The sequence below is a fragment of the Nocardiopsis trehalosi NBRC 14201 genome (assembly GCF_001552555.1).
Lineage (GTDB): Bacteria > Actinomycetota > Actinomycetes > Streptosporangiales > Streptosporangiaceae > Nocardiopsis_B > Nocardiopsis_B trehalosi.
The window spans coordinates 1-25806 of the sequence record NZ_BCRK01000036.1 but is presented as its reverse complement, the minus strand read 5'-3'; the positions used below and the strand labels follow the sequence as shown (position 1 = coordinate 25806).

20 protein-coding genes, 1 pseudogene and 2 CRISPR repeat arrays are annotated in these 25806 nt (G+C 71.5%); of the genes and pseudogenes, 11 read left to right on the top strand and 10 right to left on the bottom strand.

Features of this window, described 5'->3' with window-relative positions; translation table 11 throughout:
* Positions 1-214 precede the first annotated feature (214 nt).
* Both NT8_RS09315 and NT8_RS09310 read right to left on the bottom strand, forming a co-directional pair.
* Positions 215-1330, bottom strand: a complete 1116-nt coding sequence (locus NT8_RS09315) for a three-Cys-motif partner protein TcmP (RefSeq protein WP_067966359.1) — start codon at positions 1328-1330, stop codon at positions 215-217.
* Between the two features lie 59 nt (positions 1331-1389).
* Positions 1390-2166: a DUF5131 family protein gene (locus tag NT8_RS09310; protein WP_217999136.1), complete on the bottom strand. Its 777-nt coding sequence runs from the start codon at positions 2164-2166 to the stop codon at positions 1390-1392.
* 1264 nt (positions 2167-3430) lie between these two features.
* Here NT8_RS09310 and NT8_RS09305 point away from each other — a divergent pair.
* The gene (locus tag NT8_RS09305) at positions 3431-3622 is read left to right on the top strand and encodes a hypothetical protein (RefSeq protein WP_157515637.1); all 192 of its coding nucleotides are present in this window, start codon (positions 3431-3433) and stop codon (positions 3620-3622) included.
* A gap of 24 nt (positions 3623-3646) precedes the next feature.
* Here NT8_RS09305 and NT8_RS09300 read toward each other — a convergent pair whose 3' ends face one another.
* A complete protein-coding gene (locus NT8_RS09300; protein ID WP_067966354.1) occupies positions 3647-4096 on the bottom strand; it encodes a hypothetical protein in 450 nt (149 codons plus the stop codon).
* A gap of 245 nt (positions 4097-4341) precedes the next feature.
* Here NT8_RS09300 and NT8_RS29260 point away from each other — a divergent pair, with 245 nt between their 5' ends.
* The gene (locus tag NT8_RS29260) at positions 4342-4503 is read left to right on the top strand and encodes a hypothetical protein (protein ID WP_157515635.1); all 162 of its coding nucleotides are present in this window, start codon (positions 4342-4344) and stop codon (positions 4501-4503) included.
* A 525-nt stretch (positions 4504-5028) separates the two neighbouring features.
* On the opposite strand, the gene NT8_RS09290 is transcribed toward NT8_RS29260, so the two are convergent.
* Complete coding sequence (locus NT8_RS09290) at positions 5029-5598, bottom strand: hypothetical protein (protein WP_067966349.1); 570 nt, start codon at positions 5596-5598, stop codon at positions 5029-5031.
* Between the two features lie 302 nt (positions 5599-5900).
* Between NT8_RS09290 and NT8_RS09285 the strand changes: the two genes are divergently transcribed.
* Positions 5901-6587 carry a hypothetical protein gene (locus tag NT8_RS09285; RefSeq protein ID WP_067966346.1) on the top strand — a complete coding sequence of 229 codons (687 nt, stop codon included), beginning with the start codon at positions 5901-5903 and terminating at the stop codon, positions 6585-6587.
* Between the two features lie 753 nt (positions 6588-7340).
* Here NT8_RS09285 and NT8_RS09280 read toward each other — a convergent pair.
* From NT8_RS09280 to fxlM, 6 genes and pseudogenes are all read right to left on the bottom strand, one after another.
* Complete coding sequence (locus NT8_RS09280; protein ID WP_084468776.1) at positions 7341-8330, bottom strand: thiopeptide-type bacteriocin biosynthesis protein; 990 nt, start codon at positions 8328-8330, stop codon at positions 7341-7343.
* Complete coding sequence (locus NT8_RS09275) at positions 8330-9490, bottom strand: lanthionine synthetase C family protein (RefSeq protein ID WP_067966344.1); 1161 nt, start codon at positions 9488-9490, stop codon at positions 8330-8332. The genes NT8_RS09280 and NT8_RS09275 overlap by 1 nt, the downstream gene beginning before the upstream one ends.
* Complete coding sequence (locus tag NT8_RS30735) at positions 9487-10413, bottom strand: thiopeptide-type bacteriocin biosynthesis protein (RefSeq protein ID WP_245646099.1); 927 nt, start codon at positions 10411-10413, stop codon at positions 9487-9489. Before NT8_RS30735 ends, NT8_RS09275 begins: the two co-directional genes overlap by 4 nt.
* A 134-nt stretch (positions 10414-10547) precedes the next feature.
* Positions 10548-12527: pseudogene (locus NT8_RS09265) on the bottom strand (lantibiotic dehydratase family protein); the annotation flags it as partial.
* 69 nt (positions 12528-12596) lie between these two features.
* Entirely contained in the window at positions 12597-12752 is a 156-nt protein-coding gene (locus NT8_RS28435) for an FxLD family lanthipeptide (RefSeq protein ID WP_084468774.1), read from the bottom strand.
* Positions 12753-12800: 48 nt separating this feature from the next.
* Entirely contained in the window at positions 12801-14036 is a 1236-nt protein-coding gene (gene fxlM, locus NT8_RS09260) for a methyltransferase, FxLD system (RefSeq protein ID WP_067966339.1), read from the bottom strand.
* 190 nt (positions 14037-14226) lie between these two features.
* Between fxlM and NT8_RS09255 the strand changes: the two genes are divergently transcribed.
* From NT8_RS09255 to cas2, 8 genes are all read left to right on the top strand, one after another.
* Complete coding sequence (locus tag NT8_RS09255; protein ID WP_067966337.1) at positions 14227-15513, top strand: hypothetical protein; 1287 nt, start codon at positions 14227-14229, stop codon at positions 15511-15513.
* Between the two features lie 271 nt (positions 15514-15784).
* Positions 15785-16719: direct repeats of the CRISPR family, unit length 30 nt; unit sequence GCCGCTGATCATCCCTAGAGGGATCGCAAC.
* 287 nt (positions 16720-17006) lie between these two features.
* A complete protein-coding gene (gene cas6 / locus NT8_RS09250; protein ID WP_067966335.1) occupies positions 17007-17696 on the top strand; it encodes a CRISPR-associated endoribonuclease Cas6 in 690 nt (229 codons plus the stop codon).
* The gene (locus NT8_RS09245) at positions 17693-19120 is read left to right on the top strand and encodes a hypothetical protein (RefSeq protein ID WP_067966333.1); all 1428 of its coding nucleotides are present in this window, start codon (positions 17693-17695) and stop codon (positions 19118-19120) included. Before cas6 ends, NT8_RS09245 begins: the two co-directional genes overlap by 4 nt.
* Complete coding sequence (gene cas7i, locus NT8_RS09240; protein WP_067966331.1) at positions 19120-20166, top strand: type I-B CRISPR-associated protein Cas7/Cst2/DevR; 1047 nt, start codon at positions 19120-19122, stop codon at positions 20164-20166. The genes NT8_RS09245 and cas7i overlap by 1 nt, the downstream gene beginning before the upstream one ends.
* Positions 20163-23291, top strand: coding sequence for a CRISPR-associated helicase Cas3' (cas3, locus tag NT8_RS09235; RefSeq protein WP_245646098.1), 3129 nt, complete (start codon positions 20163-20165; stop codon positions 23289-23291). Before cas7i ends, cas3 begins: the two co-directional genes overlap by 4 nt.
* On the top strand, positions 23288-23800 hold the full coding sequence (locus NT8_RS09230) for a CRISPR-associated protein Cas4 (protein WP_067966330.1): 513 nt from the start codon (positions 23288-23290) through the stop codon (positions 23798-23800). The genes cas3 and NT8_RS09230 overlap by 4 nt, the downstream gene beginning before the upstream one ends.
* Positions 23797-24777 (top strand): type I-B CRISPR-associated endonuclease Cas1b, encoded by a 981-nt coding sequence (gene cas1b / locus NT8_RS09225; protein ID WP_067966328.1) that lies wholly within the window; start codon positions 23797-23799, stop codon positions 24775-24777. Before NT8_RS09230 ends, cas1b begins: the two co-directional genes overlap by 4 nt.
* A 3-nt stretch (positions 24778-24780) precedes the next feature.
* Complete coding sequence (gene cas2, locus NT8_RS09220) at positions 24781-25044, top strand: CRISPR-associated endonuclease Cas2 (RefSeq protein WP_067966326.1); 264 nt, start codon at positions 24781-24783, stop codon at positions 25042-25044.
* Positions 25045-25152: 108 nt separating this feature from the next.
* A CRISPR array of direct repeats spans positions 25153-25775; the repeat unit is 32 nt; unit sequence GGCCGCTCATCCACCCTGGAGGGCTCGCAACG.
* Between the last annotated feature and the right edge of the window lie 31 nt (positions 25776-25806).

Sequence of the window (25806 nt, the reverse complement as noted above, 5' to 3'; positions counted from 1 at the left end):
GGGGCCTTTCGTTCTGCCTGCGAACAGGCCGGCGGAGGATACGAGATGCGAACTCGTGTCCGCCAACAACCACCGATCAGCCACATATCCCCAGGTGGACGTGGGTGTACGCCCATGAATGAGACGCAGACTGAGACGCTCCAGCGTCACGCGCATCTGGTGCCGCAGAAACCCAACTGAGACGGAACGTGCAGCGGATCAGGCACACCAGTGTTCAGAAGAGCGCATCCTGGGCCGGTTCTGCGGTAGAGCCGAGGCGAACCCTGTCGCTCGTCGTCGGCGCACGCCCTGAAGCCGTCACGATACGGCGCTCTCGGTACATCTGCCTCAACACGGTGGTGGCGTCCTTTCTTCGGTAGACGGTCTCTTCCAGGGCGAAATCACGTAGCTCACTGACAGAGACTTCCTGTTGCCCCGCTAGCTTGCCCAGGATCGCTCTGCGCAAAGGGGCCAGATCGGCGGTCTCTTCGAAGAACAACTCCGTCTGCATGCGGTCGCGGGGATCTCGGAACCTAAACCCTTGGCGGCGATCGACCTTCCACATCGCGTCCTTCATCTTCTCCAGCCCGAGGATGTGGTTGGTGGCGAAGACGAGATGTAGCTTGTTGTTCTTCTCATCGATCATCTCGAAGGAGGCGACGTGTACGAATCCTGCCGAGATTAAGGACTTTCGGTAAGCGTTGACAAGGAAGGCCTTCTTGTCCTCCTTGGCCTCATTGACGACAGCGCGCCAATCGGCGCTCCCGAAGCAACGATCTCCGGCCTGCGCTCGGTCGTCCACGTTGGCGAAACGTATAAGGTGCTGAGGCTGGAATGTTACGAGGACTTCCCCTCCTGGCCAGGAAGCGGCGCCGCGCGCGAGGTCGAAGGGGATGGCATCTGGTCCGCCCCATCCGTCGAGGACCGCGAAGAAGGGCTCACGATGGGGGGCCACCTTCTGCAGGGCGGGCAGCAGAGCGGATTCGCAATCGTCGTTCTTCACATCGAGGACAAGCCCGGGCGGAAGCCCGCCGTGCTCGGCCGCTTTGTCGGCGAGTTCCGCCTTGAGGCGCTCATAGCGGGACCGGTCCTTCTCTATGAGGAGGATGTTGAGCTGCTGATTAGTCTGCAGGAGTCCGCGTTGCAGGAAGACGTCGAGCGCGATGACCGGCGAACCGGGCTCTCCCCCCTTATAGATTCCAGGGCCGGCGAAGCCTTCTGCATAGGTGAAGGCCGCGAACTTGCCGTGGGCACAGATCGGATACCACGCCTTGAGGTACTCGCGGATGATCGTGTGCTTGGCGGCGGTATGGGGCTCAAGCTCCCAGACGGCCTCTCGGGGGATCGCCATGTCCGGGACCTACCGCGAGGGGCGCGTGGTGCAAACGCCACATTCGTGTCCGGATGAGGCTAGCCGGGCATGTTGACAAGCCCTGGTCGGCGGATCGCGGGCCTCCCGTCCCACGTTCGGCCGTCGAGCGAGCGCCCGCCTGCTTTGGGGGTTCGTCCCCCCCACTGCTTGAAGAAGAACGCCGTGCCGGTGCTCACGCAGGTGTCGCGAATAGCGCGGACCCAGTCGCCGTCCATGGGGCGGTGATCGGGGCCGCTCTCTCCGCCGGCGATCACCCAGGCGATACCCGTCAGGTCCAGATTCGGCAGCGGACCGAGCAACGGTTCGCAGGACAGGAACCTCACAGCGGCTGGCACCTGCCTCAGGTGGTCGACCCGGTCGAGCACGTCATCGCTCTCGACCGATACCCCCATCCAGACGTTCGGAGGCCAATCGAGTTCAGACGCAAGACGCGCCAGCCTCAAGGACCGCTTGGTGAGTACCTGATAGGTGTGCTGCGGGGTCTCCGCCATGACGCGGAAGACCTGCTGCACGAACTTTTTCGGTACCTTGGCGTGAAACAGGTCGCTCATGGAGTTCACGAACACTACGCGCGGGGTCTTCCACGAGCGAGGGATGTCGAGGGAACCCGGATGGATCGTGACGCCGAAGCCCGGCCCTGAGGTCCGCGGATCGCCATCGTGCTGGTACTTCTCCGCCCCCATGGCCTTCAGGCGTTTCGCGAGCGCCAGCGCATAGCAGTTGTCGCACCCCGGAGCTACGCGGTCACAGCCCGTGGTGGGGTTCCAGGTGGCTTCGGTCCACTCGATCGAGCTCCTGTCGGCCACGGTGAGCACAACCCTTCAGCAGAGCGTAGGTCCGACCGGCGGCGCCGGTTCTCCTCCGACTCAACCAGGTGGGCACGAAGCAGCGCTGCCAGAACGGTGAATCCGGCCTGGCGTCGAACAGCCGTTCGCACCCTAACAAGTGGGTCCGGACGAACGAAAGAGGGCTCGTCCTTCGCGGCGGGGCCTTGTTGGCAGTCAGGGGTGCACCGCGATGGTCGGCACTGTCCTGGTACAGGTGTCCGGCGCGGAGGCATTAGGGAGGCGGTCTCGCCTGACCGACTGCTAGGCACCGCGATGTTCGACTGTCTCCACCTTCGGATGGCCCACTGCCTTATGTCGGGTTTCTGGAGTGCGAAACCGTCGCCCGGCAGCCCGGACACGGCGAGGGTCGCATTCGCTGCGTTCTTCGCTGCCGCCCGTCTATCAGCCTGGAGTTCGAACGGGCCCCTACTCGCTGGCCCAGGGGTCCCCCCAGAGTCCCTGGTAGAGGGCGATGGACTCATCATCCAAATCGATGTCACCGTCGATGCATGACATGGTCGTGTCCCAGACTCTTTTTCCCTGATGGTGGGGTGTCAGAAGGATTCCAACAGTCATCTTCGAGTCCGTTGGTGGGAGGAGTCCGCAAAATTGGTAATGTCGAATTAGCACCCAGGACCGCAAAGCGTCTCGTGCTGGGTCATCGAATACCGTGCAGACACCGATCCCTAATTGGAGTCCGCTGAGGTATCGCATGGTCCTGGTGTGCTGTTATCGCAGTTGGGAGCCTGGTTGGAGTCGCGCGCCGCCCTAATAGAAGGCCTCGTTGGTCCGCCATCCGATTAGCCGTTCGCGATTCCAGCGACCGGCGGAGGCTCCGTCTCGTGTAGGAGCTCGTCGAAGGCTCGCGGCTTGGTGAGAGGTGACCCCGCCCGATGGCTCGAACCACGACCATTCAAACCCGGCGATGACCAGCGTGTGGACGTTTCTCGAAGTAGCGGCCAGCCGGGGCGACAGCCTTCCGGGAGAGGTCCCGCGCCTCTGGGGCAACGTGGTCGTCACCCGGCCTGGCCGCTACCAGAGCCCCTTGTGGGGCGGGCGGTCGACGGGCCGCACTGTCTAGGCAGAGGGCTGCTAGGCCCTGGCGTGTTTCAGGCGTTCACCCGTCGACCGGCCGTCCCACACGGGGAGCGGTACGCAGCTATTAGGTGTGCGCATCACGGACGGTACCGGCTGCCTCGGTCGGCTCGGGCTGGCATCGTGGACCGGTGTGACTCGGGGAGGTGCGGCGGTGGTGACGGTGCGGCTGGTCGGCGGACCGCCCGACGGAGAGCAGTGGGACGAGACCGAGGAGGAGGTCGCCGGCGGCGGCGGGGCCTACTTGATCGTGGCCGGGCCGCAAGCGGCGGGGATGCGCGCCCACTACGCTCCCGTCCCCGGCGGCGACCCGGCGGTGTGGGAGTGGCGCGGCTGGGTTCCCGACTAGCCGCAGTACCGGCGGTTACTCGAGTTACTCGCCGGTTGCTTCGTCCATCGCCGTTTCGTCGCCGTAGGGCCCGAAAATCGTGCGGTTGAACCACCCCGAAGCCTCTGCGTTGATCAGACAGAAGAAGACCACAACCGGAAGCACCAAACCGCCAGGCGAGAACACCCCTGCGACAAACATCGTCGCCACCGTGCTCAGTATGCTCACGCCCTCCATGAAGAAGATGGCGTTCCTCGCCACCTCGAACCGGAGGCAGGCGAAAACGAGGCAGGCGATCAATGCGGCCGCCACGACGAAGGAGACCCACATCAAGCCGTTCAGTGCGGGGATGGTCTCCTGGTGGTGCTCGATCCGGGCAGTGTTCTCGGCCATGGCCCGGAACCCGCCGTAGCCATTGGCGGCCGCCTGGAGCACCACCGCGAACAGGGCCAGCTTGACCTTGCCCGGCATTCGTTCCACAGTCTGATCGCTCATGAGGCCCCTCCTGTGCGCAGCAGCGACCTCCTTGTGTAGGGCAAGCGCTTCGGCAATGGTCCCTTTTTGGGGAAGTTTCTGGCGGAGGCCGGTGGCCGAGAAGCGGCCGTGTACGGCCAATCACCGCGCGCGGCGGGGCCGGAGACTCTACGGTGACGGCCATGACGCGCTGACACGCACGCTTCGCGCTCCTGTACTGGGTCCCGTTCTGGCTCGTCGCCAGTCAGACGGTGGGACCGGGGCCTTTGGTCTTCTTCGAAAAGCCCCTCAGTTTCGTCCTGCTCTATTTCGGGCCGCCGGTCGCCCTGGTCCTCCTGGTGCTGGCGGTCGTCGGACCCAAGGGCAGGCCCCGGGTCCGGCCCGGTGCGGCGCAGAACCGCGAGGAGGAAGAGGCACCGGATCAGTGACCAGGGCTGGCCGGGCGCCGGCCCGTGTTCGGCGCCGCTTCACCTGGCACCGGATTGCGAACCGTCGAGGCCCCGGGGCCCATGCCGACGGTGCCGACCGCCCCTGGCGGCATGCCGCGGCCGACGCACGTCCCGCCGTGCGGTCGCGTCCGGGAGGGCACCCGCGCCGCGAGGTCGGCGCACACCGGCCACCACCTGGACTGCCAGCCCCAGGTCGCGGTCGACGCCCCGCCGCCCCCGTCGCGTCCCGGCCCGCCGGCGGCGGGCGGCGGCCGGGCCCGGTGGCACCGCGGCCACACCGCCGGGCCCGCGCGGAGCCGGGTGCGCCGGTGCGGGAGCCGCCCCGGCGACCGGGGCGCCGGCGGAGTCGGCCTCCAGGCGCCGGATGCGGTCGGCGGCCTCGGCCAACCGGGCGGCCACCGGCTGACCGTGGCGCACCAGCACCTCCAGGCGCCCCAGGCGGCGACCGCGGACGCCGGAGCCAGCCCTTAGGGAGGAAGGAGAAGATCTGCCACCGGCTGGGGCTCAGACGTGCTGCCGGTAGAAGTCGCGGCACCGATACAGCAGGTTCAACGCGTTGGCCACCAGCGCGAAGGGAACGAGCATCACCGCGAGCACGACCGCAAACCCCGCGGCGACCGCCCACACGGAGACGGACACCAGCAGCACCAGCAGCAGGCTCTGCAGGGCCACCGCGGCCGTGTAACCACCCCGCCTCCCGCGCCCCAGCTGCAGCCCCGCGGCCAGGCAGGCGATGCCGTAACCGAAACCCACAGCGGTGCCCGCATCACCGCCTGAGAACAGCGCTCCTGCAGCGAAGAGCCCGCCGGTGAGGTACGTGGCGTTGCGGGCCCGCCGCGCGTCGGCGGGCAGCGGCCCCACCGCGGGGGCCGACACCTGCGCCGTCGGCGCCGGTTGGCCGGCGCCGCTGACGACCACGAGCACGACGGCCAGGATTAGCACGCCTCCGCCGGCCACGGCCACCCACAGCAGCGGGCCGCTAGCGAACGGGGCGGCCTCGACGCTCTGCGGGGCGTGGCCGAGGTAGCCGGTCCCCGCCCAGCGGGTGGGCGCGGCTGCGGTGAGGAGGGGCATAGGGGCCTTCAGGCGACAGGGCGGGCGGTCCTGGCGCTGATCCTGTCACCGGGCGCACGGCCGCGGATGGGAAACCGGGGATCCCGCACGCGGCCGGGAGCGGGCGGCGGCGCGCGGGCCGGCAGGGAGCCCGGCCGGCCCTCTCCGAGGTCAGTCGCGACGCCCGCCTAGGGTACCGGTGTGTCGACCACCGCCAGAATCGCAGCGGCCACATCCGGTCACAACTGCATGGACGCGGGGCGAACCCCGCCCCTCAGCGGCTCTCGCCCGGCATCCTGGTCGCCCGCCCTGAGGGAGGAAGAATGGATTCGATGACGGGCATGCTCGCGATGACGCGGCGCCGCGCGCTGATCGCCGGCGTGGTGGCCGTGGTGTCGGCGCTGGTCGTCCTCGGCGCGTATCTGGTGTGGCCCGCTCCCACGCTCGACGCCGCGGACCTCGACGCGGCGCTGCCGACTGAGCGGGACCTGCCCGGGTTCATCCCCCACAACGGGCTCATCGGCGCCTTGTCGACGCCGTCCGACAACGACGAGGGTCGCTCCGTGCTGGCCGGCGCCGCCCTGGAGGAGCAGTGCCGGATATGGCGTGAGGAAGGCGACGCCTGGGCGTGTCGGCGGGTGCACGGCGCGGGCATAGTCGTGCTCGAACAGTCGGAGAACGTGTTCTTCCGCGTCCTGTCGGTGGTCTTGGCCTACGACGATGAGGAGGCGGCGCAGGTGGCCTGGGACGGGCTGGTAGACGACCAGGTCCGAGAGATCGGCGAGGTCCCGAACCGCCCGGACGGCGAGGTGCGTTCCGCCGGTCTGGGCGATGAGAGCGTGATGATCGAGTTCCCGGACGTCACAATGCTGGCGATCCGAACCGAGACGGTGGTCGTGGAGGCCGGCGTCTGGGACGGAAGCGGTCAAGTGGACGAACCGGAAGAGCGCGACATGGTCGAAAGGTGGCCGGCCCTGCAGCTCGCGAAGATCGAGGAGCAGCTCGACTGATAGCGGTGCGTCTCACCTGCGCCCTGTCCAGAAACGATCGATTCTCGGACAGGTGCCCGGAACACCGTCCGGGGGCGCCGAACCACTCGGCAACGTGTCGGGAATTCTGGAGTAGCGGGTTCCGCCCCGTACACGGCCGTCCGCCAACGACCACGGCATGAGTGCATATCCCCAGGTGAACACAGGTGTACGCCCACGAATGAGACGCAGACTGAGACGCGTCGCCCCGCCCTCACTTGAACGCCGCAGGCACCCAACTGAGACGGACCCAAAGCCCCGCCCCACCCGCCTTCCCAGCATTCATCCCAAAACCGTGGCCACCCCCGACTAGTGTCTCCACCACACCACCGCATGCCCGAAGCCGCCGACAGAGATCCCGCCCCCACACCGAAGCAATCGGAGCCCCGCCCTTGCCGCCCACCCTCCCCGGCAACCCTCTGACCTGCAGCGCTGCACAACCGCCGGTCCGCTGCAAAACACCCTCAGAACAGCCCGCCCCATCAGCCACTGACCTGGGCCTTTACCCTCGGTCACCGATCATCCCTAGAGGGATCGCAACGCCCGCATCGCAACGAGCCGCACCACCTCGAAGCACGTCGCCGATCATCCCTAGAGGGATCGCAACCGGGGCACCTGCTGCGCAACCACGATTGCGGCGTGTCGCTGATCATCCCTAGAGGGATCGCAACACGCGCAGGTTGCGGAGTTCGGCGTCGCGCTCTTCGCGTGTGTCGGCGGGAATCGCGTCGCTGGCTATGCACGTGGGCGCGTTGCCACAGGATCGTCGGCGAAGGCGGCATCGCGTGCCAGGGTGGCGAGGCGGGCTTGATCGGCGTAGGGAAGTCCGAGGCGGTTCCACGCGAAGACGATGTGCCGAGCGAGTACGGCGCGCAGTCCGCGCTGCAGAATGCCGGTGTGGGCGAGGCCGGCGACCTTGCGTCCCGTGTGCTCGAAGGGGGCAGCCCATTCGGCGATGGACCCGAGCGGCCCTCTCGCGGCCAAGTCCGTTGAGATCAGCCGGTACACGGCGGCGCGGAGATGAGACTCCGGCGGGCGGAGTTCGAGCGGTCGCTGATCGGCGACGCGCGCCCAGACGTCGCCCTGCTCGAAGAGGTCGAGTCCCGCCCCGCGCAGCAGCGCAGTACCAAGGAGGACCCCCGTCTCGCGCCGCCCGACGGCGTGGCCAGCGCCCTCGCCCACACCCGCCCCCGCGGTCAGGATGCGGCGGCAGTCGACATGGAAGAGGTGGTGTGCGTACTCCATCGCTTCGTGGCCGCCGAACGCCAGGGTCTCGGGCTCGTAGATCAACCGGGTATGGAATCCGGTGATCAGCCCTTCGCGCGCTGAGGACTCGAGCAGCGGCATGAGGCCGTCGGGCAGCCCTTCGCCTGTCCAGCCGCGGCCTGGCCGCAGTCTCAGGCGCCAGGCAGGTGCCTTCCGAACGAACCACCACATCGCCAGGTCACCGCAGGCCTCGGCCCGTCCCAGCCAAGGGGCGAGGCGGGTGCGGGAGGTGGACTCCGCCGCACTCCAGTCGGGAAAGAAGACGCGGACCTCGCTCCACTCGACGGGTTCGCGGTGCAGAGCCGCCCGGCCGGCGTTCTGGTAGCGGCGCAAGGCGGAGGCGAGATCGCCGGGGCTGATGCGGGCGCGGGCGGCGGCTTCGAGCATGTCGGTACCGCCGAGCACGGCCTTGATGGCGGCCTCGGTGGCATGGGCGTCATACACGTGCGGTGCCTTCATCAGGTGAGCAGGAGGCAGGCATCCCAGGCGCGGGGAAGCGCGGGGGCCACACCAGAGGAGATGGTGACCAGGGCGGTTCCGGTGCCGCCTTCGAGCAGCCCTCCTCCGTTCGAAGGCTGCTGTCCACACACGAGCCGGTGCAAGCGCGGCAGGTGCGTGTCCACGGTGCCCGGCGGCGCGTCGGCGGCGACGCGGGCCGCGCACGCGTACAGACCGGCGGTTCCGTGGCACAGACTCGCGTCGGTGAGCAGGGCGAGCTGGCGGGGGTCGGTGAGGCAGGCGCCCATAGCGCGCTCGGCCATGCGTTGGCGGTCGGTGTCGCGGAGAGCGAGTCCGGCGAGCTGCTGGGCGCGGGCGATGCCGGGCGTGCCGTAGCACCACGACGGCCGAGGAGGGTGCTCGTACGTCTCGTCCTGTGGAGCGGGCGTGACCCATTCGGGCCACCACGGGCCGCCGGGCCCGGTGTGCTGGTGGGCGTCGAGCCAGGTGCAGATGCGGCGCAGTGCGGATGTGTGGCCGCGGGTGGTGGCACCGCGGTGGTGGCTGAGGGCGAGCAGGGCCAAGACGCCGCTGACGCCGTGGGCCATGCCGAGGTTGGCGTGCCCGCCGTCGGGAGCATGGTCGGGTGGGGCGTTCGGCGGGGCGAGGTCGGTCCACCATCCCGGGCGGTCGTCGTGGTCGCCGGGCAGCGGAAGCGTGAGGCGCACCAGGTAGGCCAGCACCTCCAAGAGGGTGGCGTCCCGGGTGCGGCGGGCCAGAAGGTAGGCGCCGAGGCCGGTGAGCCCGTAGAGCAGGTCGAACTCGGCGGGACGGGGGCGGAGCCCGCGGTCGATACGAGCGTGAGCGCGGGCGAGCCGGCGCCGCGTCAGGGCCTCGACGGCGGAGTCGATGGTCGCCAGCGCCTGCCGGTAGCGGTCGGTGCCGGCGGCCGCGGTGTGCAAGGCGAAGCCGACAGCGGGGGCGCCGAGATACAGCGCGGCGTGGTCGCCGGCGATCAAGGGCAGGCGGGTGGCCTGGGCGAGTACGGTGTGCGCGGCGGACCAGGTGCCGGCACCGGTGTGGGCGCGTTCGACGGCCAGAAGGGCGTCGCCGATCGGGCCTTGGGCGAGCGACTGCGCCCAGGCGGCCGTGGACGCGGCGCTGTGGCGTTGCGGGTTCATGCGCGGACCCTCGGGTCTGCGGTTTCGGCGAGTGCCACGGCCCGGACGAGGCGTCGGCAGGCGCGCTCGCCGTCCTCGTCGACGCCCTGCGCGCGGATGTAGTGCATGTGAAGCAGCGAACCCAGGACGCCGTCCTGGTCGGGTGCACCGTCGTCGGCGGCGAGCGTGACGCGGTAGGCGGCGAGTGCGGCGGCGCGGCGGTGCCACGCCGCGGCGAGCCGGTCACCGCCGGGAAGGGTGCGAAGCAGCGTCTGCTCGGGGTCGGCGAGCGCGCGTGCGCGGTCGCGCACGGACGGATGCGACTCCGTGCTCGGCGGCGGGGCGGGGTGCCGGATGATCCATCGCCGTGCGGTCGTGGCGCTACCGGTGAAGGCGGCCGCCAGATGGATGAGGCCGGCCGCAGTCACGGCGTCGGAAGGCAAGCTGTGCTCCGCGGTGAACCGAGCCTGGGCGAGCACGGCCTGGGAGTCGGCGGCGAAGACGGACTCGGCCGCGGTCATGGTAGCCCCGGCGCCGTAGCGGCCGGTCTCGGGATGGTAGGTGTCCCACTGCAGCCGGGAGACGAGCCCGGCTTCGCGCAGATTCCGCGCCCAAGTGGCGACCGCGTGGCAGGCCGCCGCGTAACCGGGGGAATCGTCGATGCGGATGCGCAGCCGCAGATGAGGTTCAGGGTCGCGGTAGCGGATGAACCACCACAGCGGGGACGGCCCATGGGCACCGAGCAGGTCGGGAAGGTGGTCAGTAAGCAGTTCGAGGTGGCGGTCGGTAACGGCGTAGACCTTGGCGTAGGCCCACGGGGGTGCACCCGGCAGGTGACCGTGGTTGCGCCCGGTCGCCGCTGCCGTCCTCGGCCGGACGGAAGGCAGGGGTCGAGGGTGTGATGCGGTGACGGCCAGGGTGATCTCGTGGGCGCGCCCGTCCAACCAGCCGTAGGCGTCGCCGTCGACGGCTTCGAGCAGCGTGGCGTGGCCGTTGCGGTCCAGGTGGGTGCGGAGCAGGTGGAGGTGGGCGCCGTTGTCGAGGTCCAGGCGGAGCCGGCGATCGCCCTCACCAGGACGACGGCGGTCGGCACGTTCGTCTGAGTACGCAGCGCCTTCAGGGCGGCAGCCCAGTGGGCGGCGGGCGCCGTCGGTCCCGGAAGCGCGAGGGCCGCCACCCGCCAGCGCGCCTGGGCCAACACGGTGCGGCCACAGCGGATCCGGGGCAGGAACGGCAACCGGCGGGCGGCGCCCCAGGAGAACGGGGCAAGGGCCGCGGCGCGCGCCCGAGGCAGCTCGCACAGGAACCGCACCAGCGGGTGGGTGGTGTTGACGGGCTCGACCGCGTTGAACACTCGAGGCTCCACCAGGGTCCCGTCGGTGAGGTCGACGAGGAACAGCCGGTGGACGTCCGCGCCGACGGCGAGGTCACGGAGAGCAGGCGCGGAGACGTCGGCGCCGGGGAGCTCACCCAGGTGGAGTATGCGCGGCAGCACGGCGGGGGCGCGGGCGACGCGTTCGGTCCGGGGGTAGAGCGGCGGGCTGGACACCTGGACCCCCACCGCACCGGCGTCGAGGGTGGGGGCGGTGGCGTACGCGCGGGTCATGCGCTGTCGGTCCGCTGCGGGCAGCAGGTCGAGGAACCGACCCGCGGTGATGCCGGCGCTGGAGGAGATGCCGTTGACGACCAGGCTGAACGCGCCGCCGTCCACGGCTCGCCGGGTGGGGGCGTGCAGGTGGAACCGCACGTCGGCGTGGGGGATCGCCTGGGTGGGCGGCTCGGCGGCGAGTTCGCTGAGGCGGCCGGCGTCGAGGGTGATCTCGCGGGTGCCGGTGAGCGCCGCGTGCTGGGCCCAGCAGAGGAGGCGCTCATCGCGAGCGCCGATGCGGCTGTCCGGCGATGCCGCCGCGGAGCCGCGATAGCCGGCGGGCAGACCCAACCCGGTGCACGGGTCGGTGAGGTCGCCGACGCGAACGAGTGCGCCCGGACCGTAGCGCTCCAGGAACCGGGCGTGGTAATCCCGCCACGCCGGGGAACCCGTGGGAAACGGAGACAGGCGGGCCAGCAGGGTGGCGGCACGCGCCGCTTCGGCCGCCACGGCGGCGGGCAGGGTCAGGGTGCAGTCGAGGAGCAGGTCCGCGGCTTCCGACCGGAGTTCGGCCGCCGATCCAGGGACGGCGCGGGCGGGCGGCGTGCCGCTGTCTACCCCGCGAAGGCGGGTGGGCCGGCGCGCCGCACGGAGCTCCGCCACTACGGGGGCGGCGGCGGGCAGGGTATCGGCGTCGGCGTCCTCCAGAACCGCGACGAGGTGGCCGAGCGGATCGGTCGCCGTCATGGGCGGGCGCAGACTGGTGATAAGGAAGCGGCGGCGGACGAGCTCGCCCAGCAGTTCGCGGACGGTCCCGAGCGCGACGCCGGGGTGCGCGTCGGCCAGAACAGCGGCCAGGTCGGCGAACGGCACGGGTGTACGTGCGGTGCACAGGGCGGTGCGGACGGCCGGGGTGTGCCGCACGCCCACTTCCGCCGGCTCCGGGCGGTCGGGCTCGGCCGGCGCCCACGGAAGGACGAGCCGGTCACCGCGTATCACGCACCCGTCCTGCGCGACCACCGTCAGCCGCCAGAGCAGATCGGAGCAGCCTTCGAGGCGCTGCACGGCCTCGGCGAGCCACACCGCGTCGGGCCGTGCGGCGGCGCGGTGGGAGACGCCCCACCGCACCTCCGCCGCGGCGGCGACGCGTACCGGGGCCACGCCCGCGAACAGGCCGAACGGCGTGGCGCGGTGCTGCATGCGCAGGAGGTAGGCGACAAGGGACGCCACCGCTCGCCGCACGCGGCGGCGGTCGGTCGCCCGACCCTCGCACACGGCCCGCAGGCGCTGGGCCAGCCCCGGGCTGGCCGCTGCGACCGCGGCCGCTACGTGGTCGTCGGCCCACACCTGCCGCGTCCAGTCACGCCACTGCGCGACCGTGTCCTCGTCGAGGTCGGGCCAGCAGGTGACGACCCAACCGGGAGGGTGTGCGGCGGCGCGCAGCAGCGCCGCGTCCGCGAAGCGATACATGCGGCCAGCCCTTCTCCTCCAGGGATGCCGGCGCCCTTGCGCGGGCGCCGGCATCCCCGGCATGGGTGGTCAGACGATGCAGGTGCTGTTCGTGCAGGCGCTCTCGCACGTGGACGTGCACCCGTCGTCGGTGTTGCGCATCAGCTCGGCGACGACCGGTGCGCTCTGCACCACGGAGACGTCCAGGTCGAAGTCCGTCCAGTCGGGTGAGGTGTTGGTCGGCATGTGCTCCTCCTCAGGCGTTCGCTGGTGCGGTCCTGGCCGCTGAGCGGTTCAGGGCCAGGAGATCGTGATGCGGGTGTGCGTCTTGTCCACGACCAGGTCGGACGAGGGCAGCCGGTCGTCCGGGGTTCCCGCGGGGTGCACCTGCAGCACCGGCCCCGGGCCGTGGCGGTGCCCGCGGTCCCATTCCCGGATCCGGTCGGCCAGGCGTGCGGCCAGAGAGGAACCGTCCGGGCCGTGGGCGCGGGCCCCGAACTCATAGGCGTCCGCGGCCTGCGCGGGGCGCACCGTGCGGTAGGCGAACGAGGCGCCGTCGACGAGCGCCGCCACACCCACCGGGGAGGCGGAGGCGACCAGGCCTGCGGCGCGGGCCGCCTTCGTTGCTACCATGAGCGCGAAGGCCGGGCCGCTTGTGCAGGCCAACCACAGGTCCAGGCCGTCGAAGGGCTCCTCACCGCCGATCTCCACGCCGGACCACACGGCGGCCGGTGGGGAAGCGAGTGCGGCGGACAGCAGGCCGGTGTCGACGCGCTCGTCCTCGTCCAGGCGCAGGGCCACCGCCGCATCGCCGTCCTCGTGCAGCGCGGCCAGGCGCACCGGGTGCGCGCCGGCGCCCAGCATCGGGACGAAACCGCAGGACTGCAGATCGCGGCTGACCAGGCGGTCGCCTTCGCGTTCGAACACCACCGACCGGGTCAGGCCGCGGACGCGCAGCGGGACGACGATCCGCCCGCCGGGGGTGAGCTGGTCGATCCACGCCGGGGGGATGTCCCAGGCCCCGGCGGTGGCGATGATGCGGTCGAAGGGCGCGTGGGCCGGGGCGCCGGCGTCGCCGTCGGCGCACACGACGTTCACGCGCGTGTATCCGGCCTCGTCGAGCAGGCGGCGGGCGCGCCCGGTGATCTCGGCGTCGATGTCGAGCGTGGTGACCTCCCCGTCCGTCCCGACGAGTTCGGCCAGGAGAGCGGCGTTGTAGCCGCCCGAGCCGATCTCCAGGCACCGCATGCCGGCCTCGACGCCGGCCTGCTCCAGCATGAGGGCCTGAACGCGCGGCGCCGACACGGAGCTGAGGGCGGCGCCGGCGGCGTCGCGTTTGGTCACCACGGACGTCTCGGCCGCATACGCCTGGTCCAGCGCGGCATCGCAGGTGAACGCGTGGCGGGGCACCGACCGGAACGCCTCGGCTACGGCGGGGGAGTGCAGTGCGCCGAGTTCACGCAACCGGGCAATCATCCGGTCACGGGCCGCTTCGGCCTCGGTGGTCGCGGAAGTGGAAGCTGTGTTCATCTGGCGGAGTGTAGCCACGCTCTCACCTCCTGGATCGGGTTTCCGGGCCTCCGCCCGGGTGGAGGCGGCTGCGGTATTCACCATTACGCCGCACCCGGCGGCCCGCTGTCCCGTGGACAACTAGGGGCTTCTTAGGGGCTTTTCGGTGCGGCGGCGTCCCCGGGGGTGTTGCGGCGGGTACACCTCGGCCGTGGACACACCCGCCCCCGACCGCCGCCATCCCCTCGCCCGCGCCCGCGACGACCGCGGGTGGTCGCAGACCGACCTCGCCCGGGCGCTGCGCCGCGCCGCCGCGGAACACGGCGAGCAGTGCCCCGTCACCCGCCACACCGTCTCCCGATGGGAGCGCGGCGTCCTGCCCAGCCACCTCTACCGGCGGCTCCTGGCCGACGTGCTGGGCACCTCCCTGCCGGAGGTCACCGCAGCCCTGCGCACAACCGAGTCGTCGGATCAGCTGAGCGGGCGCACCGCGCTCGAGGATCTCCTGGGAGCCGCTGTGGACCGCCGCCGATTCCTCGTCATCTCCGGCTCCACCCTGACCACGCTGGCCGCGACGGCCGCCGGGCTCCCCGCCGGCGAGGCGGGACCCCCGCACCGGGACGGCGCCGACCTCGCGGAATGGCTCTGCGCCCACGCGGCCGACCTTCGGCGCCTGTCCACAGCGAAACCGTCCGCGGAGACCACCCGCGTCCTCGACGCCCACCTGGACTCCGCGGTGCGCCTGACCCGGTCCACGGCCGGAAGCCGCTCGCCCGCCCTGCACACCGCCATCGCCACCCTGGCCCAAGCGCGCGGATGGATCGCCTTCGACCAGGGGCTGCACGCGGGCGCACAGCGGTTCTGGGCCGCCGGGCTGCGCGCCGCCGCCACCGCCGACGACCCCGCGCTCGGCCCGGCCCTTCTCGCCGACCTCGCCTACCAGTGCACGTGGATGGAGCGTCCGGGCACGGCCGTCCGCCTGCTGACCGAGGCCCTTCACCGCACCCGCGAACCGCGCCCGACCGCGCTGCTGCACCTGCGCCTGGCCCGCTCCTACGCCCGCCTGGGCGAGGCCGAAGCGACGCAGACACAGGTCAGCGCCGCCGAGCGGGCGCTCTCCCGCGCTCCCCGCGACGACGACACGTGGTGCGCGTGGATGTCACCCGCCGACCTGGCCGCCGACGCCGGCGAATGCTGGCGCGACCTCGGTTCCGCGGCGGCAGCCGCGGCGTCCATCGAGGAAGGACTCGCCCTGCTTCCCCAACACCGCACCCGGACCCGGGCGGTGATGGGCGTCTACGCAGCACACGCCGCCCTCGACCGCGGCCAGGTGGCCGGCGCCGCCGTCACCGCGCACCGCGCACTCGACACGGCGAGGGAGACCGGAGCCGCCCGCTGTATCGCGCTGGCCCACGGCTTCCTGCCACGCCTGGACCCCTACCGTGGGGTCCGCGAAGTGGAGGAACTGCACGCGAGTGCCTCACCCCTGGACGCGTAGCCTCAGCGGGGGTGAACGGCTCGCGCCGCCGCCGGCCGCCTGTTGTACGCAGCAAGGGCTAGGGTCTTCGCCAGAACAGGCGCCACACCGGGTAGGCAGTACACAGGAAATTCGACGCGATTCGCTGACGCGAAGGGCAGGCGGTTCATGGTTTCCGCAGTAGTGCTCGCGCAAGCGTCTGACCTGCGGCGCTGCACAACCGCCGGTCCGCTACAAAAGTCGCTGGATTCGGTCACCCGAGACGTGCTCCGACCAGCGACTTTACCCTCGGGCCGCTGATCATCCCTAAAGGGATCGCAACGCTACGTGCGCCCGGTCTACGGAACGGCCGGCGGGCCGCTGATCATCCCTAGAGGGATCGCAACACATCGCGTGCGCACTCAGGGTAGGCAGATGGGCGCCGCTGATCATCCCTAGAGGGATCGCAACGCTCTGCGCGAGTACGCCCCCGACGCCACCGGCGGCCGCTGATCATCCCTAGAGGGATCGCAACGTGGCGCGGCGCTACGCCGCGCAGGTCTGGCCGGGCCGCTGATCATCCCTAGAGGGATCGCAACCTGACCTCCTCCCACGGCTTGCTGACCTTGGCGGGCCGCTGATCATCCCTAGAGGGATCGCAACGTTTGCAGCAGGCCGGGAATGATCAACGTTTCGACGGCCGCTGATCATCCCTAGAAGGATCGCAACGGGCCCCCCACATCCACGCCCACGCCATGATCGCCCCTGCTGATCATCCCTAGAGAAATCGCAACATGCTGCCGTGGGTCTTCGGGGTGTCGACGCCCAGGCTGCTGATCATCCCTAGAGGGATCGCAACGCGGTGGTGTAGGCGATGGGGGATGTCGTCTCGGGTCGCTGATCATCCCTAGAGGGATCGCAACATGTCGCCCCGGGCCGTCACGGCGGTCATACCGGGGTCGCTGATCATCCCTAGAGGGATCGCAACTTGGCGCGGTCTTTGCGGTCCGTGTACGCCCGCATGGCCGCTGATCATCCCTAGAGGGATCGCAACCTCGCCTCCTCCCTCGGCGCCGGCGTGCTCCCCCGCCGCTGATCATCCCTAGAGGGATCGCAACGTGACCGCGAGGGACAGCACCGGTTCAGGGGTGCGGGCCGCTGATCATACCTAGAGGGATCGCAACACCAGCGCGCCGAGCCTGGCGCGCGCCTCCTCCGGCCGCTGATCATCCCTAGAGGGATCGCAACCCCTGGCTGGTGTGGCCGTCAAGGATCGGACCTTGACGGCCACGACCGGACTTTTCCCTCAAGGGGTGATGACGGGAACATCTTGAGCTCTGCGCCCCAAGATGCATCTTTGCAATCCCAAAAGGGTTCAATGCTTTCAGGCTGCATGCATGCCCGCAAAACGCTTATAGTCGGACATTGTTCACCCGGAGTCTTGGCCGGTTCCGGCTGCACTTCGGATTCTTCCATCAATTGTCGTCGGCTGCTGGTAGCAATGGCGGCATCCGCGAAAGCGATGGTGGGTGGAGATGCGTTTCTGGGTGGATGTGGCGGCGAAGGCGCCGCAGTTGGCGTGGCCGGAGGTGCACGGTGCGGCGCGCGGGGTGGTTTATGAGCTGATTCGCGGGCAGGATGCGGAGCTTGCTGCCGAATTGCACGATTCGGGGTGGCAGGGCAGCAGTCTGCGGCCGCTGGGGGTGTGCCCGCCGGTGTTCCCGGGGGCACCGCGCAAGAAAGGCGTCTACGCGACGTCGGACAAGGGCATGCTGCGGCTGGGGTCACCGGTTCCGCGCATCGCTGGGTGCCTGCTGGCCGGCTTGGGCGGATGCGGCGAGCTGCGGTGGGGCAGCGCCCCGCTGGAGGTGCTCGGGGTCCGGCTGGAGACCGCGCCCGACCACTCCGCGGGGACGGCGGTGTTCGAGACCGCCTCGGCGGTGGTGGTCAAGCACGAGGACCGGTTCCTCCTGCCCGACGACCCCGGCTATGAGGAGCGCCTGGTCCACAACAGCCGGCACAAGGCCGACGTCCTGGGCCTGCCCTCCGATGTCGAGATCGACGTCGTCCAAGCCGGGCACCGCCGCATGTTCCGCACGGCCAAGGGGTTCCGCATCGGCGCCCCGGTGACCGTGCGGGTGCACGCCGCGCCCGCACTGCTGGACGCCCTCTACGACTGGGGTCTTGGCCTGGCGACCAACCAGGGGTTCGGGTGGGTGAAATGACGGCCACCGCCCCGCCCGCGTCGCCCCTGCGGCTGAGCGGCCACCCCATCCAGCGGTGCGGCGCGCTGGCCCTGGCCGAGCTGGCCGGGCGCGACCGCCCCGAGGACCTCGACGCCGGCGATCTGCAGAGTGCCGCGGAGCGCATCGCCGGTGACGTCGCGTTCGCCGCGACGGCCTCCCCGGGCCAGGCGGGCTACGACTGGTGGAAGGTGCTCTTCGCGCTGTACCCCAACTCCAAGCCCACCCATGCCAAGCGCGAGCGCGACCGCACGGCGATGCGCGCGGAGATGCACAAACTCCTCGGCCCCGACCAGGGGCGCGACACGGTGCGCCCGTGCGTGTTCTGCGACCAGGAGTGCACGGTGCTGTGGTCGAAGTCCACGCTGCCCATGTTCGACTCGGTGCGCGCGATCAACGTGCTGCCGCCCCGGTCGCTGGGGTGGCCGGTCTGCCGGGGGTGCCGGCTGGCGGCCTGGGCGCTGCCCTACGGCGCGTGGCTGACCGCGGGGTCGGCCACGGTGCTGACCTGCGCCGACGGGCGCGTGGAGCGCGAGTTCGTCGCGCGCAACGTCCAGCGTGCCCACCGCATCCGCCAACTCGGGTTCTCTTCCCTGGCCGCCGGGGTCGGACCGGAGGCCGTGGCGCTGCGGGCGCTGCGAAAACACGCCCTCACCTCTCCGGCGCCCGCCACCCTGTGGATGTTCAAGAACGACAACCAGGAGCCGTGGCTGCGGGTGACCTCCACCCGGGGCGGGGTGACCCCGTTCCTCGCCCGCATGCTCACCATGCCGCCGTGTCGGCGGGCCTGGTCAGATCTCCGCCGCGCGATGCACCGGACCGACGCGTCCGGGCGCACCGTCCTGAGCGGCGCGACCGCCGCCGCCCGCACCCTGTTCGACCCGGAACTCGCGCCGCGCGACCGGCTCGTCTCCGAGCTGTTCCGGCGCAGCACCGACCTCGACACCCTCACACCGCAGCAGATCGACGACCGGCGAACCCTGCTCGCCGTCTACCTGGAGGTGATGCACGCGATGGACACCACCCGGCTCCAGCCGCTGGCCCACATGCTGGCCGACTGGATCACGGCCGAGTCCAGCCGCGGCAGGTTCAACGAGTACCGGCGCGCCTCCGGCAGCGCCTACCCGCTGCACAAGCTGCTGATGACCGCCAGCGCCCGCCTCTACCTCAACGGGGCCCAGCCCGTCGACGCCGCCGAGACCATCGACGACCTGCTGGCCGCCGGAACGCAGGGCTGGCGGCTGCGCGCCGCCCTGTGGTTCCAGGTCCTGGCCGAACTGAAGCGGCGCGAACTGGCCCTGGCCGACGGGCAGGCCGACGAGCCCTCCGAGGACGAGCAGGCCGACCCCCACTTCGACGGCCCCGACCCCCTGTCCGATGACGACAACGACGAGGACTTCACCTGATGAGCTACCTGGCGGGAAAGATCGTGCTCGCGATCGAGGCGGGCGCCCCCAACAACGGCCGGGGCGAGAGCACCACCACCCCGGTCAAGCAGGCGCGGGTGCGCGGCGCCACCTACCCGTATGTGTCGGCGCAGGCGTTCCGGCGGTGGGTGCGCGACACCATGACCGCCGCCGGATCGGTGCCCTCCACCGTCGAGCGGGTGGGCAAGGCCCAAGGCAAGGCGCAGAAGGCCACCACCGCGGCCGACCCGGCGGCCTTCGCCGACGACGACCTGTTCGGCTACATGAAGGCCACCAAGGCCAAGAACGAGGCCACCACCCTGCGCGACAGCCCCTTCATGGTGGGCACGTTCATGTCGGTGGAGCCGGTGCGCATCCGCGAGGACTTCGGCGTCATGTCGCGCGGCATCGACGAACCCGTCCTGCACTCCCACCAGTTCTACACCGCCGACCTCGCCGCCCCCTTCCTGCTCGACCTGCCCCGCGTGGGCACGTTCACCGTGGAGGGCGGCAAGGCCAACTACATCGACGAGAACAAGGCCAAGGAGGCGGCCGCCGCCGTCCAGGCCGGCGCGACCGTGGTCCGGTTCCGCGGCCGCCAGGCCCTGCGCCTGCCGCTGGAGATTCGTCGCGACCGGGTGGCCGCGCTGCTGGAGGCCATTGCCGACCTCGCCGGCGGAGCTAAGAAGGCCCTGCACTACGGCGACCGCACCCCCGCGCTGGTGGCCGTGGTGCCCATGGCCGGCGGGGTCAACCCGCTCGGCTTCGTCGTCTCCGGCGCCGAGGACGGCACCGGCCTGCAGGTGCGCGGCGACGTCCTCGCCGACGAACTGGACGCCTGGGAAGGCCAGTGGGAGGGGCCCGTGCGCCTGGGCTGGCGGCCCGGGTTCCGCGACCGGGCCCGCAAGGAGTTCCACAACCAGGCGAGCCGACTCATCGACGACGGCACCGTCCACATCGGCCACCCCCGGCCGGTGCTGCGCGACCTGGCCGCCGAGATCCGCGACGGACGCGTCGACCACTGGTTCGACGACCCGCAGCGGTGAGCACCCCCATGGCCCCGGCCACCCCGCGCACCCCCGTCAGCGCCGTGCGCGTCGAGCTCTACGCCCCGGCGGCGTCGTTCCGCGACCCGATGTTCCCGGGGGTGAGCCGCTGCCTGCCCGTGCCCCCGCCCTCCACCGTCCGGGGCATGCTCGCCGCGGCCACCGGCCGGGAGGCCGAGCCGGTCGCGATCGGCATGTGCGCGCACGCCGACGGCACCGGCACCGACGCCGAGACCTTCCACCCGGTCGCCGCCGACGGCTCCAACCCGGCCGTGGCCGGGCGGGTGCGGGCGGGCAAGGGCGGCACCACGCTGCGCGACCGCCCCTTCCTGGCCGGGGTGCACCTGAGCCTGTGGGTGGTCGACCCCGACGCCGAACGCCTCGCCGCCGCCCTGCGGCGCCCGGTGTGGCCGCTGCGGCTGGGCCGCTCCCAGGACCTGGTGCACATCCGCTCGTTCACCGCGACCACGCTCCTGCCCGCCGACCACGCCGTCATCGGCCACGCCCTGGCCCCCGCCGGGGGCCACGAGGCGCCCCAGGCCAAGGCGCTGCGGCTCGCCGAGACGGTCAGCCCCGACCGATCCGACACCCGCTACGGCGACTTCCTGTGGTGCCCCGACCCCGCCGGGCGCGCACCGGTCGCCGGCGCCTACCGCGACGAGGCCGACGACCAGGCCGTCTGGCTGCACCACCCCCACCCCGAAGGCCGGGGCGAACCCGCCGCGCTCACCGGGGTGTGGGCCAAATCGGCCGCCTACTCCGCCCACGGGCGACCCGAGACCCTGACCGAGCACAGCCGCGCCGTGCACGAGGCCGCCGACGCGGTGGCCGAGCGCATCGCCGCCCCCGGCGTCCTCGCCGACCGCTCCGACTTCTGGCCCGCCGTGCGCACCGCCGCGCTCCTGCACGACGCCGGCAAGGTCGCCGAAGGCTTCCAGCGCCAACTACGCGGTACCGCGCGGTGGGGGGAGCGCCACGAGGTCCTCTCCCTGGCCTACCTCGACCTGCTCACCGGCCACTTGCCGCCCTCCGCACGACGGCTCGCCGCGGCCGCGGTGGCCTTCCACCACCGCCCCCTCGACGGCCCCTCCGGGTTGCGCGAACTGCACTCGCCGGCCGCCGACTGGAACGCCAAGTTCGGCACCGACCCCGCCGCCCTCCCCGGCCAGCCGCGCGGCCAGATCCCCCGCAGACGCCACGAGGCCCTGCTCGGCTGGTACGCCGACCGGCTCGGCACCCGCCCCCACCCCATGGGCGGACGCCGCATGTGGGAGATCGCCCGCGACGCCTTCACCCGCCTCGACACCGACTGGTCCGGCCCCCTCGCCCCCGACGACGGGCTGGTCGCCGTGCTCGCCCAGGGCGCGCTCACCCTGGCCGACCACTGCGGCTCGGCCGGCGTCGCCCTGCAGACGCACATGCCCCTGCCCGGCGACTACCTGGCCACCCTGGCCGACCCCTACACCCACCAGAAGGCCGCCGCCGGCACCAGCGGCCACCTGGTGCTGCGCTCACCCACCGGCAGCGGCAAGACCGAAGCCGCCCTGGCCTGGGCCTCCCGCCAGGTCGAGGAGATGCCCGGGCGGCCGCGCCTGGTCTGGGTGCTTCCCTACCGGGCCTCCATCGACGCCGCCCGCCGGCGCCTGGCCGACGGCCTCGTCGCCGCCCCCGGCCACCGGCGGCCCGACATCGCCGTGCTGCACGCCACCGCCGCCCAGACCCTCCTCACCGACATGACCGGCGACGACGGCCCCACCCGCCCCGACGCCGCGGCCGCCTCGGCGGCCAAGGCGCGCGCCCAGGCCGGGGTCATGACGTCCCTGTTCGCCCAGCGCGTCCGCGTCTCCACCCCCCACCAGCTGCTGCGCGCGGCCATCGCCGGCCCCCGCTACTCCAGCGTCCTGCTCGAACAGGCCAACGCCGTCATCATCCTGGACGAACTGCACGCCTACGACCCGGCCACCTTCGGCCGCATCTGCGCGGCCATGCGGCTGTGGGAGCGCCTGGGCAGCCGCGTCGCCGTCCTCTCGGCCACCCTCGCCCCGCCCATGCTCGCCCTGATCAACGGCACCCCCGACCACGCACCCAGCCTCACCCGGACCGCGGCCGTCCACACCGCACCCCCGGGCACCGCCCCCGACCGCCACCGCCTCGCCCTGGACGAGCGGCCCATCACCGACGCCGCCTCCCTGCAGCGCGTCACCGGCTGGCTCGAACAGGGCCACAGCGTCCTCATCGTCGCCAACACCGTCGCCACCGCCCAGCACCTCTACCAGCGCCTCGCCCCCGACGCCCGCCGCAGCCGGCCCGGCGACCCCGACGCCGCCGTCCTGCTGCACTCCCGCTTCCGCGCACGCGACCGCGCCGACATCGAACGGCGCATCCTGCACCGCCACCCCGAACGCCGCCCCGGCGACACCGGCCGCCGGGGCGGCCTGGTCGTCGCCACCCAGGCCCTTGAGGTCTCCTTGTGCCTGGACTTCGACCGCGGCGTCAGCGAACTCGCCCCGGTCGAGGCGCTGGCCCAGCGCGCCGGACGCGTCAACCGGCGCGGCCGCCACCCCGACGGCCCCGTCGAGTTCCGCGTCCACGAACCCGGCACCGGCCCCGACAACCGCCCGCTGCACCGCCCCTACGACCTCGGCGCCATCGAGGCCGCCCGCCACGCCCTGCACCAGGCGCCCGGTCCGGAGGTCTCCGAGGACACCATCGAGACCTGGCTGCGCCTGGCCTACGCCACCGACTGGGGCCGCCAGTGGGCCGAGGACGCCCGCCGCGCCCGCGACGACTTCGAGCGCGACTTCCTCACCTTCACCGAACCCTTCGAGGACCGCACCGAGTACGCCGCCCGGCTTGACGAAGCCTTCGACACCGTGGAGATCCTGCACACCGACGACCAGGACGCCTACCGCGCCGCCCCCGACCCGCTGCTCGCGGCCGAACTGCTCATCCCCATCCGCCACGCCCAGTTCGCCCGCCTGCGCGCCGCCGGCCGCCTCCACCCGGTCCCCGGCACCCGAGGGCGCCTGTGGGCCACCGACCTGCCCTACGACACCGAAACCGGCCTGGACCTGACCGCGGCCACCGGGGGAGCCCCGCCCGCATCCGGAGGCACGATCCTGTGACCGACGACGACCCGGACGGCGGCATCGGCGGCGTCCACATCAAGTACCTGCTCCACTGCCCCCGCCAGCTCTGGCTCTACGCCCGCGGCGGCTACCGCCCCGAGCAGCGCAGCACCACCGTCGCGTTCGGCGAGGCCGTCGACGCCACCACCTACACCCGCCGGCGCGACGTCGACCTCGGCGAGGCCAAGATCGACTGGGTCACCACCGGCGCCGTCGTCCACGAGACCAAGTCCTCGCGCACCCCCTCACCGCAGCACCAGGCCCAGGTCCGCCACTACTGCCTGCTGCTCACCCGCATGGGCGTGTCCGTCGCCCGCGGCGTCGTGCACTACCCGCTCATCCGCCGCACCACCGAAGTCCCCTGGGACGCGGCCGCCCGGGCCGAGGCCGAAGCCACCGAGCAGGCCGCCCGCGACGCCATCGCCGCCGACCGGCCGGCGCCCCGCCTTCCGCGCGGTCGGTGCCGGGGCTGCTCCTACCGCGACTACTGCTGGGGGGATTCGTGACCGCCTCTGCCCGCACCTATTGGCTGACCGAGCCCTGCCGCATCCGCCGCGAGGACAACAGCATCCGCATCGAGCGGCCCGACCAGACGCCCGTGCGCATCCCCGTCACCGACATCCGGGACCTCGTCGCCTTCGACCACGTCGACGTCAACACCTCCGTGGTGTCCCTGCTCGGCCGCCACGACATCACCGTGCACCTGCTCGACCACTACGGCAACTACACCGGCTCCCTCGCCGCCGACGACGGCATGAGTTCGGCCCTGGCGCTGCGCCGCCAGGTCGCCGTCACCGACGACCCCGAACGCCGCCTGGCCGCGGGCCGCGCCATCGTCGCCGCCACCGCCGCCAACGTTGCATGGGCCCTGGACACCGATCTGCTCGACGCCCCGCTGCGCACCCTGGCCGCGCAACTGCCCACCGCCCAGTCCAGCGGTGAGCTGATGGGCGCCGAAGGCAACTTCCGCCGCAGCGCCTGGGCGGTCCTCGACACCCTGCTGCCGCCCTGGCTGAGACTCAACGGCCGCACCCGCCGACCACCCAGCAACGCCGGCAACGCCTTCGTCAGCTACGTCAACAGCATCGTCTACGCGCGCATGCTCACCGCGCTCCGGTGCACGCCGCTGCACCCGGCCGTCGGCTTCCTGCACGCCGACACCGACCGCCGGCGCAACACCCTCGCCCTGGACCTGGCCGAACCCTTCAAGCCGCTGTTCGCCGAGCGCCTGCTGCGCCGCGCGGCCGCGCAGAAGACGCTGCGCCAGTCCGACTTCGAGTCCGACGTCGCCCGCGCCTCGCTGAGTAAGGACGGGCGCAAGAAGGTCGCCGAACTCCTGCGCACGGAGCTCGCGGGCACCGTCTACCACCGCACCCTCAAGCGCAAGGTCAGCTACGAGGAGCTCATCCACCTCGAAGCCCTCAAGATCGTGCGGCTCTGCCTGGAGGACACCCCGTACAAGCCCTTCCGGCCCTGGTGGTGACGCATGTTCGTGGTCGTCGTCTACGACACCCTGGCCGAGCGCAACCCGCGCATCCTCAAGACCTGCCGCCGCTACCTGCACTGGGTCCAGCGCAGCGTCTTCCAAGGCGAGCTGTCCGCGGCCCAGCACCGGTCGTTCACCGAGGAGGTCAAGCAGGTCATCGACCTGTCCTACGACAGCGTCCTCATCTACCGGACGCAGACGCCGCACCTCGTGCAGACCGAGTCCATCGGCCAGGAGTTCATGGACGGCGGCCCTGTCCTATGACCACCGGCGCAAGCGTCTGACTTGCGATGTCGCACAACCGCCGGTCCGCTGCAGAAACCCCTTCTTCGGGACGCCCGAAGCAGGGAGTGACCTGCGGCTTTACCCTCGGGCCGCTCATCCACCCTGGAGGGCTCGCAACTACCGCTCTTCTACGCGGACCTCCTCCCACTGAGGCGCCGCTCATCCACCCTGGAGGGCTCGCAACATGTCGCCGTCCTCGGATACGTAGGCGGCGAGATCGCCGCTCATCCACCCTGGAGGGCTCGCAACCCGCTCCCGGCCCGAGAGTCTTCGTTTCTGCACAAGGCCGCTCATCCACCCTGGAGGGCTCGCAACGTGTTAGCTCACCACCGGATCTCGCGGATCTCCCCGGCCGCTCATCCACCCTGGAGGGCTCGCAACGCGCGGCCGTGCGCGCCATCCGCCAGGCCCAGACCGGGCCGCTCATCCACCCTGGAGGGCTCGCAACGTGTTGGCCGACAGCGACTCGAGGAAGCCCGCGTGGCCGCTCATCCACCCTGGAGGGCTCGCAACGAGGCGGCTTTGGTCGTGTACTTCGCGAGGTAGGCCGGCCGCTCATCCACCCTGGAGGGTTCGCAACGCCGGATCGCGGGCCGGTGGGCCGCGCGTCTCCGGCCGCTCGTCCACCCTGGAGGGTTCGCAACGCCATCAGGGCGAGGCGCACGGACCGCCGGTCGGCGCCGCTCATCCACCCTGGAGGGCTCGCAACGTGGCGGCCGGGGACCGATATGACGTGCGGCT

Bases quoted from the DNA above. Each gene is read 5' to 3' on its own strand.
- NT8_RS09315 (WP_067966359.1), bottom strand. From the start codon at position 1,330: ATGGCGATCCCCCGAGAGGCCGTCTGGGAGCTTGAGCCCCATACCGCC.
- NT8_RS09300 (WP_067966354.1), bottom strand. From the start codon at position 4,096: ATGAGCGATCAGACTGTGGAACGAATGCCGGGCAAGGTCAAGCTGGCC.
- NT8_RS09290 (WP_067966349.1), bottom strand. From the start codon at position 5,598: ATGCCCCTCCTCACCGCAGCCGCGCCCACCCGCTGGGCGGGGACCGGC.
- NT8_RS09285 (WP_067966346.1), top strand. From the start codon at position 5,901: ATGGATTCGATGACGGGCATGCTCGCGATGACGCGGCGCCGCGCGCTG.
- NT8_RS09280 (WP_084468776.1), bottom strand. From the start codon at position 8,330: ATGAAGGCACCGCACGTGTATGACGCCCATGCCACCGAGGCCGCCATC.
- NT8_RS09275 (WP_067966344.1), bottom strand. From the start codon at position 9,490: ATGAACCCGCAACGCCACAGCGCCGCGTCCACGGCCGCCTGGGCGCAG.
- NT8_RS28435 (WP_084468774.1), bottom strand. From the start codon at position 12,752: ATGCCGACCAACACCTCACCCGACTGGACGGACTTCGACCTGGACGTC.
- fxlM (WP_067966339.1), bottom strand. From the start codon at position 14,036: ATGAACACAGCTTCCACTTCCGCGACCACCGAGGCCGAAGCGGCCCGT.
- cas6 (WP_067966335.1), top strand. From the start codon at position 17,007: ATGCGTTTCTGGGTGGATGTGGCGGCGAAGGCGCCGCAGTTGGCGTGG.
- NT8_RS09245 (WP_067966333.1), top strand. From the start codon at position 17,693: ATGACGGCCACCGCCCCGCCCGCGTCGCCCCTGCGGCTGAGCGGCCAC.
- cas7i (WP_067966331.1), top strand. From the start codon at position 19,120: ATGAGCTACCTGGCGGGAAAGATCGTGCTCGCGATCGAGGCGGGCGCC.
- cas2 (WP_067966326.1), top strand. From the start codon at position 24,781: ATGTTCGTGGTCGTCGTCTACGACACCCTGGCCGAGCGCAACCCGCGC.